Annotated in this window: 17 protein-coding genes; 15 read left to right on the plus strand and 2 right to left on the minus strand. The window is 67.3% G+C overall.

Annotated elements, in window-relative coordinates; genetic code table 11:
- The 12 genes from OUA97_RS19285 to OUA97_RS19340 all read left to right on the plus strand — a co-directional run.
- Positions 1-379: NADH-quinone oxidoreductase subunit J (locus tag OUA97_RS19285; RefSeq protein ID WP_267233660.1), on the plus strand; the 379-nt coding region annotated here is incomplete at its 5' end.
- Complete coding sequence (nuoK, locus tag OUA97_RS19290) at positions 376-681, plus strand: NADH-quinone oxidoreductase subunit NuoK (protein WP_056018653.1); 306 nt, start codon at positions 376-378, stop codon at positions 679-681. The genes OUA97_RS19285 and nuoK, both read left to right, overlap by 4 nt.
- A gap of 11 nt (positions 682-692) precedes the next feature.
- Positions 693-2,780, plus strand: coding sequence for an NADH-quinone oxidoreductase subunit L (gene nuoL / locus OUA97_RS19295; RefSeq protein WP_267233661.1), 2,088 nt, complete (start codon positions 693-695; stop codon positions 2,778-2,780).
- A gap of 16 nt (positions 2,781-2,796) precedes the next feature.
- Entirely contained in the window at positions 2,797-4,284 is a 1,488-nt protein-coding gene (locus OUA97_RS19300) for an NADH-quinone oxidoreductase subunit M (RefSeq protein ID WP_267233662.1), read from the plus strand.
- A 14-nt stretch (positions 4,285-4,298) separates the two neighbouring features.
- Entirely contained in the window at positions 4,299-5,741 is a 1,443-nt protein-coding gene (gene nuoN / locus OUA97_RS19305; RefSeq protein WP_267233663.1) for an NADH-quinone oxidoreductase subunit NuoN, read from the plus strand.
- Positions 5,742-6,482: a biotin--[acetyl-CoA-carboxylase] ligase gene (locus OUA97_RS19310; RefSeq protein ID WP_267233664.1), complete on the plus strand. Its 741-nt coding sequence runs from the start codon at positions 5,742-5,744 to the stop codon at positions 6,480-6,482. It begins immediately after the preceding gene.
- A gap of 3 nt (positions 6,483-6,485) precedes the next feature.
- Positions 6,486-7,262, plus strand: a complete 777-nt coding sequence (locus tag OUA97_RS19315; RefSeq protein WP_267233665.1) for a type III pantothenate kinase — start codon at positions 6,486-6,488, stop codon at positions 7,260-7,262.
- Positions 7,262-8,941: a ribonuclease J gene (locus OUA97_RS19320; protein ID WP_267233666.1), complete on the plus strand. Its 1,680-nt coding sequence runs from the start codon at positions 7,262-7,264 to the stop codon at positions 8,939-8,941. The genes OUA97_RS19315 and OUA97_RS19320 overlap by 1 nt, the downstream gene beginning before the upstream one ends.
- 57 nt (positions 8,942-8,998) lie before the next feature.
- Positions 8,999-9,421 carry a methylmalonyl-CoA epimerase gene (gene mce, locus OUA97_RS19325; protein WP_267233667.1) on the plus strand — a complete coding sequence of 141 codons (423 nt, stop codon included), beginning with the start codon at positions 8,999-9,001 and terminating at the stop codon, positions 9,419-9,421.
- Positions 9,421-9,684, plus strand: a complete 264-nt coding sequence (locus OUA97_RS19330) for a DUF1467 family protein (RefSeq protein WP_267233668.1) — start codon at positions 9,421-9,423, stop codon at positions 9,682-9,684. Before mce ends, OUA97_RS19330 begins: the two co-directional genes overlap by 1 nt.
- 317 nt (positions 9,685-10,001) lie before the next feature.
- Entirely contained in the window at positions 10,002-11,303 is a 1,302-nt protein-coding gene (locus OUA97_RS19335; protein ID WP_267233669.1) for a lipoprotein-releasing ABC transporter permease subunit, read from the plus strand.
- Positions 11,296-11,982, plus strand: coding sequence for an ABC transporter ATP-binding protein (locus tag OUA97_RS19340; protein ID WP_267233670.1), 687 nt, complete (start codon positions 11,296-11,298; stop codon positions 11,980-11,982). Before OUA97_RS19335 ends, OUA97_RS19340 begins: the two co-directional genes overlap by 8 nt.
- On the opposite strand, the gene OUA97_RS19345 is transcribed toward OUA97_RS19340, so the two are convergent.
- A complete protein-coding gene (locus tag OUA97_RS19345; RefSeq protein ID WP_267233671.1) occupies positions 11,979-12,404 on the minus strand; it encodes a VOC family protein in 426 nt (141 codons plus the stop codon). The genes OUA97_RS19340 and OUA97_RS19345 overlap by 4 nt on opposite strands.
- A 98-nt stretch (positions 12,405-12,502) precedes the next feature.
- Here OUA97_RS19345 and sidA point away from each other — a divergent pair, with 98 nt between their 5' ends.
- Together sidA and dnaE are read left to right on the plus strand one after the other, a co-directional pair.
- Positions 12,503-12,592, plus strand: coding sequence for a cell division inhibitor SidA (gene sidA, locus OUA97_RS23485; RefSeq protein WP_082531887.1), 90 nt, complete (start codon positions 12,503-12,505; stop codon positions 12,590-12,592).
- A gap of 16 nt (positions 12,593-12,608) precedes the next feature.
- Positions 12,609-16,049: a DNA polymerase III subunit alpha gene (gene dnaE, locus OUA97_RS19350; RefSeq protein ID WP_267233672.1), complete on the plus strand. Its 3,441-nt coding sequence runs from the start codon at positions 12,609-12,611 to the stop codon at positions 16,047-16,049.
- Between the two features lie 6 nt (positions 16,050-16,055).
- Here the strand turns inward: dnaE and OUA97_RS19355 are convergent, their stop codons facing one another.
- The gene (locus OUA97_RS19355) at positions 16,056-16,400 is read right to left on the minus strand and encodes a hypothetical protein (RefSeq protein ID WP_267233673.1); all 345 of its coding nucleotides are present in this window, start codon (positions 16,398-16,400) and stop codon (positions 16,056-16,058) included.
- 225 nt (positions 16,401-16,625) lie between these two features.
- Here OUA97_RS19355 and rpsB point away from each other — a divergent pair, with 225 nt between their 5' ends.
- Positions 16,626-17,453, plus strand: coding sequence for a 30S ribosomal protein S2 (rpsB, locus tag OUA97_RS19360; protein WP_267233674.1), 828 nt, complete (start codon positions 16,626-16,628; stop codon positions 17,451-17,453).
- Position 17,454: the final 1 nt, after the last annotated feature.

The following is a 17,454-nucleotide window of genomic DNA, read 5'->3' on the forward strand; positions in this document are numbered from 1 at the left end:
CGTTGATTACGCCGCCCTCCGCGTGGGGTTCGCCCGCTACGGGCGGGGGGGCGGCGTGGGCGCGGGGGTGGTGGTCATCGTTTTGTTGGTGGTGGCCAGGGCGGGGCCCACGAGCGGCAAGCCGAAGGCCGACACGCCGCAGGTCTACGCCGACGTGTCGAACATCGAGACGATCGGCCGGGTGCTCTACACCGACTATGTCTACTTCTTCCAAGCCGCTGGGTTGGTGCTGCTGGTGGCCATGATCGGCGCCATCGTGCTGACCCTGCGCCACAAGCCGGGCGTGCGCCGCCAGGTCATCGTCGACCAGGTCGCCCGCACGCCGAAGACCGGCATGCGCGTCGTTCAGATCAAGCCGGGGCAGGGGATCGACCAATGATCGGGCTCACCCACTATCTCGCGGTGGCCGCGATCCTGTTCACCATCGGGGTGTTCGGGATCTTCGTGAACCGCAAGAACATCATCGTCATCCTGATGTCGATCGAGCTGATCCTGCTCGCCGTGAACATCAATCTCGTGGCGTTCTCGGTCTACCTCCACGACGTCGTGGGGCAGATCTACGCCATGTTCGTCCTCACCGTGGCGGCGGCCGAGGCCGCCGTGGGCCTGGCCATCCTTGTCACCTTCTTCCGTAATCGCGGCGACATCTCCGTCGACGACGTCTCGATGATGAAGGGCTGACGGACCTGAACATGACACCGCAGTCTCTGATCACCACCGTCGTCTTCGCGCCGCTCGTCGGCGCGATCGTGGCCGGCCTGTTCGGCCGCCGCATCGGCAACGTCGCGTCGCAATCGATCACCACCGGCCTGCTGCTGCTGTCGGCCGTCCTCTCCTGGACGATCTTCAGCCAGTGGACCTGGGGCGGGCTCGAAGCCTTCACCATCAAGCTCCTGCCGTTCATCAACATCGGCGACTTCCAGTCGAACTGGTCGATCCGGCTCGACGGCCTGTCGGCGGTCATGCTGGTGGTCGTCACCAGCGTCTCCTCGCTGGTCCACGTCTATTCGTGGGGCTACATGGCCGAGGACGACAGCAAGCCGCGGTTCTTCGCGTACCTGTCGCTGTTCACCTTCGCCATGCTGGCGCTGGTCACCGCGGCCGACTTCATGCAGCTGTTCTTCGGCTGGGAAGGCGTGGGCCTGGCCAGCTACCTGCTGATCGGCTTCTGGTTCAAGAAGCCGACCGCCAACGCCGCCTCGATCAAGGCCTTCGTGGTCAACCGGGTCGGCGACTTCGGCTTCGCGCTGGGCATCATGACCGTCTACTGGATGTTCGGCACGATCCAGTTCGCCGAACTGTTCCCGAAGATCCCGTCCATGGCCAACGAGGGATGGTGGTTCGCCGGCTCTTACTGGCACGCGGTCGACCTGGCCTGCGCCCTGCTGTTCGTCGGCGCGATGGGCAAGTCGGCGCAGTTCTTCCTGCACACCTGGCTTCCGGACGCGATGGAAGGCCCGACCCCGGTGTCGGCGCTGATCCACGCTGCGACCATGGTCACCGCCGGCGTCTACATGGTCTGCCTGCTGTCGCCGATGTTCGAGTACGCGCCGTACGCCAAGCAGATCGTCACGATCATCGGCGCGGTCACGGCGCTGTTCGCCGCGACCGTCGGCCTAGCGCAGAACGACATCAAGCGGGTCATCGCCTATTCGACCTGTTCGCAGCTCGGCTACATGTTCTTTGCGGCCGGCGTGGGCGCCTATCAGGCGGCGATGTTCCACCTGTTCACGCACGCCTTCTTCAAGGCCCTGCTGTTCCTTGGCGCCGGCTCGGTGATCCACGGCATGCACCACGAGCAGGACATGCGGAAGATGGGCGCGCTGTGGAAGTACCTGCCGGTCACCTACGCGGTGATGACCATCGGCACCCTGGCGATCACGGGCTTCGGTCTGCCGAACCTGCACCTGGGCTTCGCGGGCTTCTACTCGAAGGACACCATCATCGAGAGCGCCTTCGCGGCCGGACAGCTGTACGGCGGCGTGGCCTACTTCGCCTTCGTGGTCAGCATCTTCGCCGCCGGCCTGACCGCCTTCTATTCGTGGCGCCTGGCGTTCATGACCTTCCACGGCACCGCCAAGTGGGGTCATCACGACGATCACGCGCACGACCATGCGCACGGTCACGGCCACGACGATCACGCCTCCTCGGCGCAGATCGAGACCCACGATGAGCCGCTGCCCGACCACGATCACGGTCATGGCCACGACCACAAGCCGCACGAGAGCCCGGTGATCATGCTGGTTCCGCTGCTGCTGCTGGCGTTCGGCGCCGTCGCGGCCGGCTTCGTGTTCGTCGACCACTTCGTCGGCGAGGGCTGGACCGAGTTCTGGCGCGGCGCGATCTTCAACGGCGCGGACAACCACGTCCTGGAGCACGCGCACCACGTGCCGACCTGGGTGAAGTGGGCGCCGCTGGCGGTCTCGGCGATCGGCTTCGCCGCCGCCTACTACGTCTACATCATGCGTGAAGGCCTCGGCGCGGCGATCGCGGCGCGGAAGGGCCCCTTGTGGACCTTCCTCTACAACAAGTGGTTCTTCGACGAGATCTATGAGGCGACCTTCGTGCGGGCCACCAAGTTCCTGGGCGACGTGTTCTGGAAGTTCGGCGACCAGAAGATCATCGACGGCCTTGGGCCGAACGGGGTCTCGGCGCTGTCCTACACCCTCGGCCGTCGGGCCGGGCGGCTGCAGACCGGCTATGTCTATCACTATGCGTTCGTAATGCTGCTCGGCGTGGCGGGACTGCTGTCCTACGCGCTGTGGGCCTGGCAAGCTTAAGGGGGAGGGCGATCCCATGACCGGTATTCTCTCCCTGACGACCTTCACGCCGCTGGTCGGCGTGGCGGCGATCATCCTGCTGCGCCTGTTCCGTTCGCACGAGGACGAGCAGACCATCCGCGCGGTGAAGTGGATCACCCTGGTGACCACGCTGGCGACCTTCGCACTGTCGGTGCTGCTGGTGATGCAGTACGACCCGGCCAATGCGGGCTTCCAGTTCGTGGAAGACCACGCCTGGTTCGCCGGCCTGCACTACCGCATGGGCGTGGACGGGATCTCGATCCTGTTCGTGCTGCTGACCGCGTTCCTGATGCCGATCTGTATCGCGGCGTCGTGGTTCTCGATCGACAAGCGGGTGCCGGCCTACATGGCTGCGTTCCTGATCCTTGAGACCCTGGTCATCGGCGTGTTCTGCGCGCTGGACCTGGTGCTGTTCTATCTGTTCTTCGAATTCGGCCTGGTGCCGATGTTCCTGATCATCGGCATCTGGGGCGGCAAGAACCGGGTCTACGCGGCCTACAAGTTCTTCCTCTACACCCTGCTCGGCTCGGTGCTGATGCTGGCGGCCATCCTGGTCATGATCAGCGTCGCGGGCACCGCCTCGATCCCCGAGCTGATGAACTACAAGTTCGACCAGAACCTGCAGACCTGGCTGTGGCTGGCCTTCTTCGCGTCGTTCGCGGTGAAGATGCCGATGTGGCCGGTGCACACCTGGCTGCCCGACGCCCACGTCGAGGCGCCGACCGCCGGTTCGGTCATCCTGGCGGGCATCCTCCTGAAGATGGGCGGCTACGGCTTCCTGCGCTTCTCGCTGCCGATGTTCCCCCAGGCCTCGGACCTGTTCACGCCGCTGGTCTTCGCCCTCAGCGTGATCGCCGTCGTCTACACCTCGCTGGTCGCCTTCCGTCAGACCGACATCAAGAAGCTGATCGCCTACTCGTCGGTCGCTCACATGGGCTTCGTGACCATGGGGATCTTCGCCGGCAACGCCATCGGCGTGCAGGGTGCGATCTTCCAGATGCTGAGCCACGGGGTGATTTCGGGCGCGCTCTTCCTCTGCGTCGGCGTCGTCTACGACCGCATGCACACCCGCGAGATCGCCTTCTATGGCGGCCTGGTGAACCGTATGCCCTGGTACGCGGCGACCTTCCTGCTGTTTACCATGGGCAATGTCGGCCTGCCGGGCACCTCGGGCTTCATCGGCGAAATCACCACCATGGTCGGGGTCTACGAGATCTCCACCTGGACCGCGGTCGTCGCGGCGACCGGCGTGATCTTCTCGGCCGTCTATGCGCTGACCCTCTACAAGCGCGTGGTGTTCGGCGAGATCACCAACCCGGCCCTGGCTGACATCACCGACCTCGACTGGCGCGAGGTGGCGATCTTCGCGCCGCTGATCGCTATGACCCTGTACCTCGGCGTCTATCCGGCCGCCGTCTTCGATCTGACCCAAGCCTCGGTCGACAATCTCGCCGCGGTTTACCGCGCGGCCATCGGCGGGTGAGGACCTAAAGTCACATGACCTTTTCCCAAGACCTCGCTCTCGCCGCGCCGGAACTGATCCTGGCCATCGGCGCCCTCGGCCTGCTGGTGATCGGCGCGTTTGCGCCGCGCGCCACTACGGCCCTGATGCTCGCCTCGATCGGCGCGCTGATCGTGGCGGCCTGGGCGGCCGCGGTCGGCCCGATCGGCCGCGGGTTCTCCGGCGGCCTGATCTCCGACAACGCTTCGGCCTTCGCCAAGGTGGCGATCTATATGGCCAGCGCGGTGGCCATCGTGCTCGGCCAGAAATGGTTCGAGCGCAAGGCGATCCGCAATTTCGAGTTCCCGATCCTGATCCTGCTGGCCGCGCTCGGCATGGGCATGATGGCCTCGGCCGGCGACCTGATTTCGCTGTACATGGGCGTCGAGCTGCACTCGCTGGCGCTCTACGTGCTGGCGGCCATGCACCGTGAAGACGCCAAGGCGTCGGAAGCCGGGCTGAAGTACTTCGTGCTCGGCGCGCTGTCCTCGGGCCTGCTGCTCTACGGCGCCTCGCTGATCTACGGCTTCGCCGGTTCGACCCGGTTCGACGAGATCGCTGCGGTCGTGCAGAGCGGCGCCGGCACCGGCGTGCTGTTTGGCCTGGTGTTCCTAATCTGCGGCCTGGCGTTCAAGGTCTCCGCCGCGCCGTTCCACATGTGGACCCCGGACGTCTACGAAGGCGCCCCGACCCCGGTCGTGGCCTTCTTCGCCGGTGCTCCGAAGCTGGCGGCCATGGTGCTGTTCGCCCGGGTGCTGGCCGAAGGCTTCCCCGGCGCGGTCGATCAATGGCGCCAGGTGCTGGTGGTCATCGCGCTGCTGTCGATCTTCGTCGGCGCGCTGGCCGGCCTGGCGCAGCAGAACCTGAAGCGTCTGTGGGCCTACTCCTCGATCGCCAACGTCGGCTACGCCGTCCTCGGCCTGGCCGCCGGCACGCCTGAGGGCATGCAAGCGATGCTGGTGTTCATGGTCCTCTACATGATCGACGTCACCGGCTTCTTCGCCTGCCTCACCGCGCTGTCGCGCGACGGGCGGCCGATGGAGACGATCTCGGACATGGCGGGCCTGTTCAAGGAACGTCCGGGCATCGCCCTGGCGATGACGGCGTTCTCGCTGTCGGCGCTCGGCCTGCCGCCGTTCTCGGGCTTCTGGGCCAAGTTCTACGTCTTCAAGGCGGCGCTGAGCGTGGGCGAGCCGATGATCGTGATCGCCGCCGTGCTCGGCCTGGTCGGCAGCGTGATCGCGGCGTTCTACTACCTGCGCCTGATCAAGGTGATGTGGTTCGACAACGCCCCGAGCGGCACCGACGCGCTGCCGCGCGAGGCCCAGGTGGTGGCGATCAGCGCCGCGCTGTTCACCTTCCCGGTGGTCATGGGCGCGCTGATCTTCCTCGACCCGCTCGCCAAGGCGGCGGCGGCCGCGTTCGGGCTGGCCTCCTAGGTGGGCGCCCACCCCCCGATCGAAACCTACGAAGAACTGGACTCCACCAACGCCGAGGCGCGCAGGCGCGCCGAGGCGGGGGCCGGCGGTCCGGTCTGGATAACCGCCCTGCGCCAGACCGCCGGCCACGGTCGGCGGGGGCGGCCGTGGACCACCTCCGCCGGCAATCTGGCCGCAACGCTGCTGCTGACCACCGACAAGACCGCCGCCGAGGCGGCGCAGCTGTCGTTCGTCGCGGCGCTGGCAGCGGCGGACCTCGCTCAGACCTGCCTGGGCGAGGGCGCGGCGCGCCTGAAGTGGCCGAACGACGTGATGGTCCATGGCCGCAAGGCGGTCGGGATACTGGTCGAGTCGGGCAGCCGGCCGGAAGGCGGGCTCTGGCTGGCCGTCGGCATCGGAATCAACCTGGCGCATGCGCCGAGCGACGTGGAGCGGCCGGCGACGGCCTTCGCCGACCACATGGCCGGGCCGCCGCCGTCGCCGGGCGATGCGCTGGAGGTGCTCGCGACCCGCTTCGAGCATTGGCGCGCCCTCTGGCAGGCGGAGGGCTTTGCACCCATCGCTCGCGGTTGGACGCAGGTCGCCCAAGGCTTGGGCGAGCCGTGCGTGGCGCGCCTGCCCAACCAGACCCACACCGGCGTCGCCGAAGGTCTCGACCTGGACGGGGCGCTGCGGCTGCGGTTGGACGACGGGGCGGTGCTGCGTATCACCGCCGGGGACGTTTTCTTCGGAGAGGCGTAAGCGATGCTGCTGGCGATCGAGCAAGGCAACACCAACACCCTGTTCGCAGTTCACGACGGCGAGGCCTGGATCGCCCAGTGGCGGGCGGCCACCGATTCCAGCCGCACGGCTGACGAGTACGCCGTCTGGCTTTCGCAGCTGCTGCACATGGCTGGGCTGCAGTTCGGGGTGCTGGACGCCTGCATCATCTCGAGCGTGGTGCCGCAGTCGATCTTCAACCTGCGCAACCTGGCCCGGCGCTACCTGCACGTCGAACCGCTTGTGATCGGCGAGAACGCCGACCTCGGGATCGAGGTGCGCATCGACAAGCCTTCGGAAGCCGGCGCCGACCGCCTGGTCAACGCGCTTGGCGCGCACATCGTCTATCCGGGGGATCTGATCGTCATCGACTCCGGGACCGCTACGACCTTCGACGTGATCGCCGCGGACGGCGGTTTCGAGGGGGGTGTCATCGCGCCCGGCATCAACCTATCTATGGAAGCGTTGCACTCGGCGGCGGCGAAACTGCCGCGTGTGGCGATCCAGAAGCCCCAGCGCGTGGTCGGGACCGACACGGTCGGCGCCATGCAGTCGGGCGTGTTCTGGGGCTATGTCGCCCTGATCGAGGGCCTGATCGCCCGCATCAAGGCTGAACGCGGGACTCCGATGACCGTTATCGCCACCGGCGGGGTCGCCTCGCTGTTCCACGGCGCCACCACGGCCATCGACCATTTTGACCCGGACCTGACGATCCGGGGCCTACTTGAAATTCACCGCCGGAACACGGCGGCAAGGACGTAATGAAAGCAAAAGACCAAGACGAACTCGTCTTCCTGCCGCTCGGCGGCTCGAACGAGATCGGCATGAACTTCAATCTGTACGGCTATGGTCCGGCGCACGCGCGCAAATGGATCGTGGTCGACTTGGGCGTCACCTTCGGCGACCAGACCACGCCCGGCGTGGAGATCATCCTGCCCGACCCGGAATTCATCCGGGATTATGCCAAGAACATCGTCGGCATCGTGCTGACCCACGCCCACGAAGATCACATCGGGGCCGTGGCGTGGCTATGGCCGCAACTGCGCGCGCCGCTGTATGCGACGCCGTTCACCGCCTTCCTCCTGCGCGAGAAGCTGCGCGAGAACGAGGAATGCGCGGACGCGGAGATCACCGAGGTGCCGCTAAGCGGCACGATCCAGCTGGGGCCGTTCGAGGTCGAGCTGATCACCCTGACCCACTCGATCCCCGAGCCGAACGGTCTGGCGATCCGCACGCCGTTGGGCACGGTGCTGCACACTGGCGACTGGAAGATCGATCCGGACCCGGTGCTGGGGGCGGTCACTGACGACGCGGCGATCCAGAAGCTGGGCGACGAAGGCGTCCTGGCCATGGTTTGCGATTCCACCAACGTCTTCGTGGACGGCGAGTCCGGCTCCGAGGCCGACGTGAAGGAAGCGCTGGCCGGCCTGATCGGCGGGCTGTCCGGCAAGGTGGCGGTGGCGTGCTTCGCCTCGAACGTCGCGCGCATGGACAGCGTGATCCGCGCCGCTGAGGCGGCCGGCCGCGGCGTCTGCCTGGTCGGACGCTCGATGCACCGGATGGCGGCAGCGGCCAAGTCCGTCGGTCTGCTGGACGGCGTGCGCGAGTTCCTGTCCGAGCAGCAGGCCGCGGCCATGCCGGAGAACGAGGTGCTGTTCCTGTGCACCGGAAGCCAGGGCGAGCCGCGCGCGGCGCTGTCGCGCATCGCCGACGGTTCGCACCCGCACGTGAAGCTGGGGGCCGGTGACGCCTGCGTGTTCTCGTCGCGGGTCATTCCAGGCAACGAGATCCCGATCCGCAACCTGCAGAACCGCCTCGCCGACCGCGGCGTGCGGCTCTACACCGAGCGCGACCATCCGGGCATCCACGTCTCGGGTCACCCATGCCGCGACGAACTGGCGCAGATGTACAGCTGGGCGCGGCCGCAGATCGCGGTGCCGACCCACGGAGAGCGCCGCCATCTGCTGGAGCATGCCGCCTTCGCCAAGGACCTGCAGGTCCCGCAATCGGTTGCCCCGCGCAACGGCGACATGGTGCGCCTGGCGCCCGGCCGCGCCGAGATCATCGACGAAGTGCCGGCCGGCCGCATCTATGTCGACGCTGGTGTGCTGACGCCTGAGAACGGCGACGCCCTGCGCGAGCGCCGCCATGCCGCCTATAACGGCGTGCTGGCGGTCAGCGTCGTGCTGGATGGCCGCGGCAAGGTCGCCGCCGGGCCGCAGGTGCGGGCGCTCGGCCTGCCGGCGGACGACGACTATCCGATGGACGAGGTGCTCGAGGACCTGGCCAAGGAAGCGCGCCAGGCCCTGGCCCGCCTGCAAGGCGAGCAACGCGAGTTCGACGAAGAGGTCGAGACCGTGATGTCCCGCGCCGTGAAGAAAGCGAGCCAGCGGATCTGGGGCAAGCGTCCGGTCGTCGAGACGACGGTCCTGCGGGTCTAGATGAGGGCGCCGTAGCGTGATCTCGCGCGGCGCTCCGGAGAGGTCTATACGGCTGTCATGATCGGAAGACTGAACCACGTCGGGGTTGCGACCCCCTCCATCGCCGAGTCCGTGAAGCTCTATCGCGACGTGCTCGGCGCGACCCACATCACCGAGACGAAGGCGATGCCGGAGCAGGGCGTCTATGTCTGCTTCGTTGACCTGCCCAACAGCCAGATCGAGCTGATCGAGCCGCTCGGCGACGATTCGCCGCTCGTCGGGTTCCTTGCGAAGAACCCGGCGGGGGGCCAACACCACGTGTGCTTCGAAGTGCCCGACATCATCGCCGCGCGCGACGACATGCGGGCCAAGGGGGCGACGGTGCTGGGGACGGGCGAGCCGCGGATCGGCGCGCATGGCACTCCGGTGATCTTCGTCCATCCGAAGAACATGGGCGGGGTGCTGGTCGAGCTGATGGAATCCCCTAAGGACGCGCACTGATGACTGTCTTCACCGGCATCGCGATCTACTTCACCATCTGGTGGACCGTGCTGTTCTCGGTCCTGCCGATCGGCGTGACCAGCCATGCCGAGGCCGGGATCGACAAGGGCGACGGCGGCGATCCCGGCGCGCCGGTCGATCCGAAGCTCAAGAAGAAGTTCATCACCACCACGATCGTATCGACGATCCTGTGGGTGATCCTGTTCCTGATCATCCATTTCAAGCTGATCACTCTGCCGCCGGTGCCGGCCAGCTGGCGCTGACGCGCGGGCGCGAATTAGGCGTCGACTTGAGCGACCCGCCCAAGTTTTGGGCGAACCGGCGATTGCCCGGCCGCCCGAGCGGTCGGTGCGGGGAGGGCGATGTAACTTCGGTTACCGCTGGACGCAGGCACAGGCGGCCGAAAGGTCTCCCGTGGCGTTTTCCCCGACAACTTGAAGGCCGCCCGGCCATCGGGCGGCCTTCTTTTCGCTCCGCTTACATGGCAAAGCTGGCGAACGGGCCGTGACGGCCGCAGAAGATCGGGACATCTTCCCAGCATGCATCTTTCGAGACCTTCGCCCGCCGGAGCGGTCGCCGCGTGACCACGTCGTCGACCAACGGGACGCTGAACGGGCGCGCGCCGCCGTTCGGCCAATGGGAACGCTCGGTGGCGGCCCGCTATCTGCGCGCCAAGCGCAGCCAGGGCGGGGTGGCGCTGATCTCGATCATCTCGTTCATCGGCATCATGCTGGCGGTGGCGGTGCTGATCATCGTGATGAGCGTGATGAACGGCTTCCGGGCCGAGTTGCTGTCGCGGATGCTCGGCTTCAGCGGGCATCTCTACGTGACCGGCGGGGTGCTGACCGATCCTGACCGGGAGGCGGTGATCAAGCGGATCTCCGACCTGCCGGGCGTGGTGCAGGTGACGCCGGTCGTCGAGGCCCAGGCCATGGCGCTGGGCGCCGGCCAGATCAGCGGCGCCATCGTGCGCGGGATCACGGCCAAGGACCTGAAGGCCACCAAGATCGTCTCCGACAACATCACCCGCGGGTCGATGGCCGGCTTCGACGAGGGCGAGTACGGCGGCGACTACATCATGGTCGGGGACAGGCTCGCACAGGCGCTGGGCGTGGGGCCGGGCGATGAGCTCAGCCTGATTTCGCCGACCGGGGGGGCGACGGCGTTCGGCGCGACGCCGCTGCGCAAGACCTACACCGTCGCAGGAACCTTCACGGTCGGGATGAGCGAGTACGACCAGGCCTTTATCTACATGCCGCTGGAGCAGTCGCAGCTGTTCTTCGGCCGCGACAACGGCATCGACTATCTGGAGATCAAGCTGAGCGACCCCGACAAGGCGATCGCCATGAAGGGCGCGGTCGCGCAGGCGGCCGGTTCGTCGGCCCTGATCACCGACTGGACGGAGAAGAACTCGGCGTATTGGGGCGCGCTGAAGGTCGAGCGCAACGTCATGCGCCTGATCCTGATGATGCTGGTCGCCATCGCGGCCATGAACATCATCTCGGGCCTGGTGATGCTGGTGAAGAACAAGGGGCGCGACATCGCCATCCTGCGGACCATGGGGGCGGGGCAGGGCTCGATCCTGCGCATCTTCTTCATGTCCGGCGCCGCCGTCGGGGTGCTGGGCACCATCGCCGGCCTGCTGATCGGCTCGCTGTTCTGCATCTTCATCGGCGAGATCCAGCAGTTCGTGGAATGGGCCACCGGCGCCGAGGTGTTCAGCTCGGACATCTACTTCCTGACCCGCATCCCGGCGAAGATCGACTGGCAGGAGGTCTCGGTCATTACGTTCTGGGCCCTGGCGATGTCGTTCCTGGCGACCCTGCCGCCGGCCTGGCGGGCCTCGCGCCTCGATCCGGTGGAGGCGCTTCGCTATGAGTGACCCCGTGCTCTCGATCCGGGGCCTACGCCGCACCTACAAGAGCGGCGACAAGACCCTGACCGTCCTCAACGGCGCCGACCTCGACGTGCGACCGGGCGAGATCGTCGGCCTGATCGGCCCCTCGGGCTCGGGCAAATCCTCGCTGCTGCACGCAGCCGGCCTGCTGGAACATCCCGACGACGGGCGCATCGTCATCGAGGGGCGCGACTGCTCGGACCTCAGCGATCGCCAACGGACCCGGGTGCGGCTGGCCACCATCGGCTTCGTCTACCAGGCGCACCACCTGCTGGCCGAGTTCACTGCGCTCGACAATGTCGCCCTGCCGCAGATGATCGCCGGTCGCTCGCGGAAGGCCGCGCGCGCGCGGGCGAGGGACCTGCTGGCCAGCCTGGGTCTGGCCGAACGGGTCGACCACCAGCCGGCGCAGATGTCGGGCGGCGAGCAGCAGCGTGTGGCGATCGCCCGGGCGCTGGCCAACTCGCCCAGACTACTGCTGGCCGACGAGCCGACCGGCAATCTCGATCCGCAAACCTCGGCGGCCGTGTTCGACAGCCTCTACGCCCTGGCCCGCCAGGAAGGCGTCGCGGCGCTGGTGGCGACCCACAATCTCGAACTCGCCAAGCACATGGACCGGGTGCTGGCCTTGAAGGACGGCCACCTGGAAGCCCAAACGCTTTAGCTTGCGGCGAAGGTCGTGGCGCCCTCCGCATGGATCGTGCAACCGGGATTGTGCGCGACCTCCCAGGTATGGCCGTCGAGATCGGCGAAGTAGCCCGAGTAGCCGCCCCAGAACACCTCTTCAGGGGGCTTGAGCGGCGTTGCGCCGGCCGCGAGCGCCTGGGCGAAGGTGGCGTCGACCTCCTGCCGGGAGCGTTCGTTGATCGCCAGGGTAATGCCAGAGAAGCGGCCGTCGAGCGGGCGGCGGGCGTCCTCGGCTAGGTCGTCACGGCCGAACAGCGCCAGGCCGATGCCCGGCAGCTGGTAGAAGCACACGCCCTCGGCGATCGTGCTCGGGCTCCAGCCCAAGCCCCGTTCGAAGAAGGCGCGTGAGCGGGCGAGGTCGTCCACGCCCAGGGTGATGAGGGACAGTCGCTGATCCATTCGAGCCTCCGTGCGAGGGCGAGACTAAGCTGCTTGACGACGAGAACAAAACGGGAAATAAGAACAAGAACAGAACATCCACAGTGAGGACGTCGCAGATGGTTCGCTTGGCTCGGGAATCGCTGGCCTTTGTGTCGGTCGCAGGCTTTGTCTGGATGATGTGTGCGGTGGCCCAGTTGGCCGCCTGATCCCTGGAGGTGAACGGTGAGCGAAGCGGTGAACGAGGGTTTCGTCCACCTGCGGGTTCGCTCGGCCTATTCGCTGCTCGAGGGCGCGATCAAGGCCGACAAGGTCAGCGGGCTGGCCAAGGCCGCGGAGATGCCGGCCGTGGCCTTGGCCGACCGGGCCAACCTCTACGGCGCGCTCGAATTTTCGGTCACCAGTAAAGACGCCGGCGTCCAGCCGATCATCGGCTGCGCGCTGCCGGTCACCGGGATCGGCGGCGGGCAGACCGAGCGCTGGGCCAAGATCCCGACCATCGTCCTGCTGGTCCAGAGCGAGCAGGGCTATCTCAATCTCAGCGAGCTTTCCTCGCTCTGCTATCTGGAGGCCGACGGCAGCGAGGACGTCTCGGTCCCCTGGTCGAAGGTGGCCGAACACGCCGAGGGCCTGATCCTGTTGTCCGGCGGCGTCGACGGCCCGGTCGATCCGCTGCTGGCCGCCGGCAAGGTTCCGGAAGGCAAGGCCGCCCTGGCCGAGATGGCCCGGGTGTTCGGCGACCGGTTCTATGTCGAGCTGCAACGGCATGGCTTGCCGGCGCAGGCCGCCGCCGAGGGTGAACTGGTGGCGTTCGCCTACGACAACGACGTGCCGCTGGTCGCCACCAACGACGTCTATTTCGCCAAGCCGGCCATGTACGAGGCGCACGAGGCGCTGCTCTGCATCGCCGACGGCGCTTTCATCAGCCAGGACGAGCGGCGGCGGGTCACAGCCGAGCATTGGTTCAAGTCGGGCGCCGACATGCGGGCGCTGTTCGCCGACCTGCCGGAGGCCTGCGACAACACCCTCGATATCGCCCGCCGCTGCGCCTTCATGGTCAAGAAGCGCGACCCGATCCTGCCACGCTTCGACACCGGGGCCGGCCGCTCGGAGGCCGACGAACTGGCCCATCAGGCGCGCGAGGGGCTGAAGGCGCGGATCGCCGGCGGTCAGGCCAACGCCTTGCCGGTGGAGGAGTACGAGGCGCGGCTGGAACGGGAGATCGGGGTCATCACCCAGATGGGGTTCCCCGGCTACTTCCTGATCGTTTCGGACTTCATCAAATGGGCCAAGGCCCACGATATTCCCGTCGGTCCGGGCCGGGGGTCCGGGGCCGGCTCGCTGGTCGCCTACGCCCTGACCATCACCGACCTCGACCCGCTCCGCTATGGCCTGCTGTTCGAGCGCTTCCTGAATCCGGAGCGGGTGTCGATGCCCGACTTCGATATCGACTTCTGCCAGGAGCGGCGCGAAGAGGTCATCAGCTACGTCCAGAAGCACTACGGCCGCGACCGTGTGGCGCAGATCATCACCTTCGGCACCCTGCAGGCGCGCGCGGTGCTGCGGGACGTCGGCCGCGTGCTGCAGTTGCCGCTGGGCCTGGTCGACCGCCTGGCCAAGATGGTGCCGGCCAACCCCGCCAATCCGGTGACCCTGGCCAAGGCGATCGAGATCGAACCACGCCTGCGCCAGGCCAAGGACGACGACGAGGCGGTCAAGCAGCTGCTGGAGACCGCGCTGCAGCTGGAAGGCCTCTACCGCAACGCCTCGACCCACGCCGCCGGCGTGGTGATCAGTGACCGGCCGCTGACTCAGCTGACTCCGCTCTATCGCGATCCGCGCTCGGAGCTGCCCGCCACCCAGTTCAACATGAAGTGGGTCGAGAGCGCCGGCTTGGTGAAATTCGACTTCCTGGGCCTGAAGACCCTGACGGTCATCGATCGGGCGCTGAAGTTCCTGCGCAAGCGGGGCGAGCATGTCGACTTCGCAACGCTCGGCGTCGATGACGCGCCGGCCTACGAAGTGATGTCCAACGGCGGCACGGTCGGAGTGTTCCAGCTCGAAGGGCAGGGGATGCGCGACACCCTGCGCCAGCTGCGCCCCGGCTCGCTGGAGGACGTCACCGCCGTCGTGTCGCTGTACCGGCCGGGCCCGATGGACAACATCCCGGCCTTCATCGACTGCAAGTTCGGCCGCAAGCCCATCGACTACATGCACCCGAGCCTGGAGCCGGTGCTGAAGGAGACCTACGGGATCATCGTCTACCAGGAACAGGTGATGCAGATCGCCCAGATCCTGGCCGGCTACTCGCTCGGGGAAGCGGACCTTCTGCGCCGGGCGATGGGCAAGAAGAAGAAGGAGGAGATGGACCTGCAGCGGGCCAGGTTCGTCTCCGGCGCCGAGGCCAAGGGAGTGCCGGCCGAGCAGGCCGGGTCGATCTTCGACCTGGTGGATAAGTTCGCGGGCTACGGCTTCAACAAGAGCCACGCGGCGGCCTACGCCTATGTCTCGTACCAGACGGCCTGGCTGAAGGCGAACACGCCGGTCGAGTTCTTCGCCGCCTCGATGAGCCTCGATATCTCCAACACCGACAAGCTGGCGGTCTTCTATCAGGACGCCAAGCGGTTCGGGGTGAAGGTCCGCAGCCCCGACGTGAACCTCTGCGCCGCCGATTTCGAGGTCGAGAACGGCGAGGTGCTCTACGCTCTGGGCGGGATCCGCAATGTCGGCCTGCAGGCCATGGAGCATGTGGTTGAGGTCCGCAAGGAAGGCGGCCCGTTCCGCGACATCTTCGATTTCGTCGAGCGCGTAGACCCCAAGCAGGTCAATAAGCGGGCCTTCGAAACCCTGGCGCGGGCCGGCGCCTTCGATTCCATCCATCCCGATCGCGCCCAGCTGGTCGCGGCCGCCGACGTGCTGGTCGGCCACGGCCAGAGCATGGCCGCCGACCGCGCCTCCTCGCAGGGGTCGCTGTTCGGCGGCGACCAAGCCGAGGCGCAACGGCCGCGCATTCCCAAGGCCGAGCCGTGGACCCCGGTCCAGCGCCTGGATGAGGAGCTGGCGGCGGTGGGTTTCTACCTGTCAGGCCACCCGCTGGACGATATGGTCACCGCCCTGCGGCGTCGCCGCACGGACCTGCTGGCCGACGTGATCCCCAAGGCCGAGGCGGGCGCCGAGGCGTTCCGCATGGCCGGCGTCGTGCGCCGCAAGCAGGAACGGGCCTCGCAGTCGAGCGGCGAGAAGTTCGCCTTCGTCACGCTCTCGGACCCGACCGGCGAATACGAGGTGCTATTCCCGCCGGAGTCGCTGCGCAAGTGCCGCGACCTGCTGGAGCCTGGCAAGGCCGTGGCGCTGAAGGTCCGGGCCAAGGCCCGCGACGGCGAGGTGCGGTTCTTCGGCGACGACGCCGAGCCTGTGGATAAGGCTGTGGAGAACGCGGTGGCTGGGCTGCGCGTCCACGTCGCGCCGCGCAGCGCGGAGATCGAGGCGCTGAAGAAGCGGCTGGAGAACGTCGCCAATCCCCGCGGCGGGGAGATCATCCTGGTCGCCAACATCGAACGCGGCCGCGAGATCGAGCTCAAGCTGCCGGGACGTTTCAGTCTGGACGTGTCGGTGCGCGGCGCCCTGAAGACCGCGCCGGGCGTGGTCTTCGTCGAGGATATCTAGTCCCGCTCAGCGCAGGTCGATGTAGCCGGGCGGCTTGGCCGGGCTCGGATGGGCGTTGAGGCCGCCGCGGTCGGAGTAGGGCGAGACGCCCGGCTTGTAGGGCTTGAAGTTCGGCGGCTGATACATCTCCGGCGCCTTGGGCGCAGCGGGGAAGGCCGGCGGCGCCAGGCTGGGCGTGGGCGCGCGCCGGGCGGGCGTCGGAGCGCCGTAGACCGGCGGCGGCGTGTACGGGGCGGCGGCCGGCGCCGGCCCCCACGTCCCAGGTTGCGGCTTGAGCGTGCCGCCCGAGCCGCCGAACGTGCCCTGGGCGAGAATGCCGAGACCGACGCCAAGCGCTATGATAGGTGTCATGAGCCCCTCCTGCCATCGCAGGATGCAGCTGGGCGGCGCCGCACGCAAGCGTCGCGGCGGCCGGACGCGCGAGGCTTGCATTTTCCGCGCTCAACCCCTATTTGGCGCGTCATTCCACACGCAGGTGTTTGGCGATGTGCGGGGAGACATCCCGCCATACCCATTCCGGTCCTCCACCTGGAGGGTTTGCCTGCGGCGGTTAACCGGAAAAAGGACGAAAAGCCGATGGCGCTTCCTGAATTCTCCATGCGTCAGCTCCTGGAAGCTGGCGCCCACTTCGGTCACCAGACCCACCGCTGGAACCCGAAGATGGACCGCTACATCTTCGGTTCGCGGTCGAACATCCACATCATCGACCTTTCGCAGTCGATCCCGCTGCTGCACCAGGCCCTGGTGAAGGTGCGCGAAGTCGCCGCCGGCGGCGGTCGCGTGCTGTTCGTCGGCACCAAGCGTCAGGCGTCGGAGCCGATCGCGACGGCGGCCAAGCGCAGCGCCCAGTACTATGTGAACCACCGTTGGCTGGGCGGCACGCTCACCAACTGGCGCACCGTTTCGGGTTCGATCCAACGCCTGCGCGAGCTGGAAGGCCTGCTCGACGGTGAAGGTCAAGGCCAGGGCCGCGGCAAGAAAGAACTGCTGCAGATGACCCGCGAGCGCGACAAGCTCGAGCTCAGCCTGGGCGGCATCAAGGACATGGGCGGCATCCCCGACCTGATGTTCGTGATCGACACCAACAAGGAGTCGATCGCCATCCAGGAAGCCCGCAAGCTGAACATCCCGGTCATCGCGATCCTGGACACCAACTGCGATCCGGACGGCATCACCTATCCGATCCCGGGCAACGACGACGCCGCCCGCGCGATCCAGCTGTACTGCGACCTGATGGCCGACGCCGTTCTCGACGGCCTGGCCGCCGGCCAATCGGCCGCTGGCGTGGATCTGGGCGCCTCGGTGGCGCCGGTTGAGCCGACCCTGGCCCGTGAGCTGACGCCGGAGCCGCAAGCGGCCCCGGCCGCCGAGGCCCCGGCCGCGGACCAGGAACAAGCCGGCTAAG

Origin of the sequence: Phenylobacterium sp. 58.2.17 (genome assembly GCF_026411515.1) — a bacterium.
GTDB lineage: Bacteria > Pseudomonadota > Alphaproteobacteria > Caulobacterales > Caulobacteraceae > Phenylobacterium.

Bases quoted from the DNA above. Each gene is read 5' to 3' on its own strand.
- nuoL (WP_267233661.1), top strand. From the start codon at position 693: ATGACACCGCAGTCTCTGATCACCACCGTCGTCTTCGCGCCGCTCGTC.
- OUA97_RS19355 (WP_267233673.1), bottom strand. From the start codon at position 16,400: ATGACACCTATCATAGCGCTTGGCGTCGGTCTCGGCATTCTCGCCCAG.
- rpsB (WP_267233674.1), top strand. From the start codon at position 16,626: ATGGCGCTTCCTGAATTCTCCATGCGTCAGCTCCTGGAAGCTGGCGCC.
- OUA97_RS19330 (WP_267233668.1), top strand. From the start codon at position 9,421: ATGACTGTCTTCACCGGCATCGCGATCTACTTCACCATCTGGTGGACC.
- OUA97_RS19300 (WP_267233662.1), top strand. From the start codon at position 2,797: ATGACCGGTATTCTCTCCCTGACGACCTTCACGCCGCTGGTCGGCGTG.
- nuoK (WP_056018653.1), top strand. From the start codon at position 376: ATGATCGGGCTCACCCACTATCTCGCGGTGGCCGCGATCCTGTTCACC.
- mce (WP_267233667.1), top strand. From the start codon at position 8,999: ATGATCGGAAGACTGAACCACGTCGGGGTTGCGACCCCCTCCATCGCC.
- OUA97_RS19320 (WP_267233666.1), top strand. From the start codon at position 7,262: ATGAAAGCAAAAGACCAAGACGAACTCGTCTTCCTGCCGCTCGGCGGC.
- nuoN (WP_267233663.1), top strand. From the start codon at position 4,299: ATGACCTTTTCCCAAGACCTCGCTCTCGCCGCGCCGGAACTGATCCTG.
- OUA97_RS19345 (WP_267233671.1), bottom strand. From the start codon at position 12,404: ATGGATCAGCGACTGTCCCTCATCACCCTGGGCGTGGACGACCTCGCC.
- OUA97_RS19315 (WP_267233665.1), top strand. From the start codon at position 6,486: ATGCTGCTGGCGATCGAGCAAGGCAACACCAACACCCTGTTCGCAGTT.
- OUA97_RS19340 (WP_267233670.1), top strand. From the start codon at position 11,296: ATGAGTGACCCCGTGCTCTCGATCCGGGGCCTACGCCGCACCTACAAG.
- sidA (WP_082531887.1), top strand. From the start codon at position 12,503: ATGGTTCGCTTGGCTCGGGAATCGCTGGCCTTTGTGTCGGTCGCAGGC.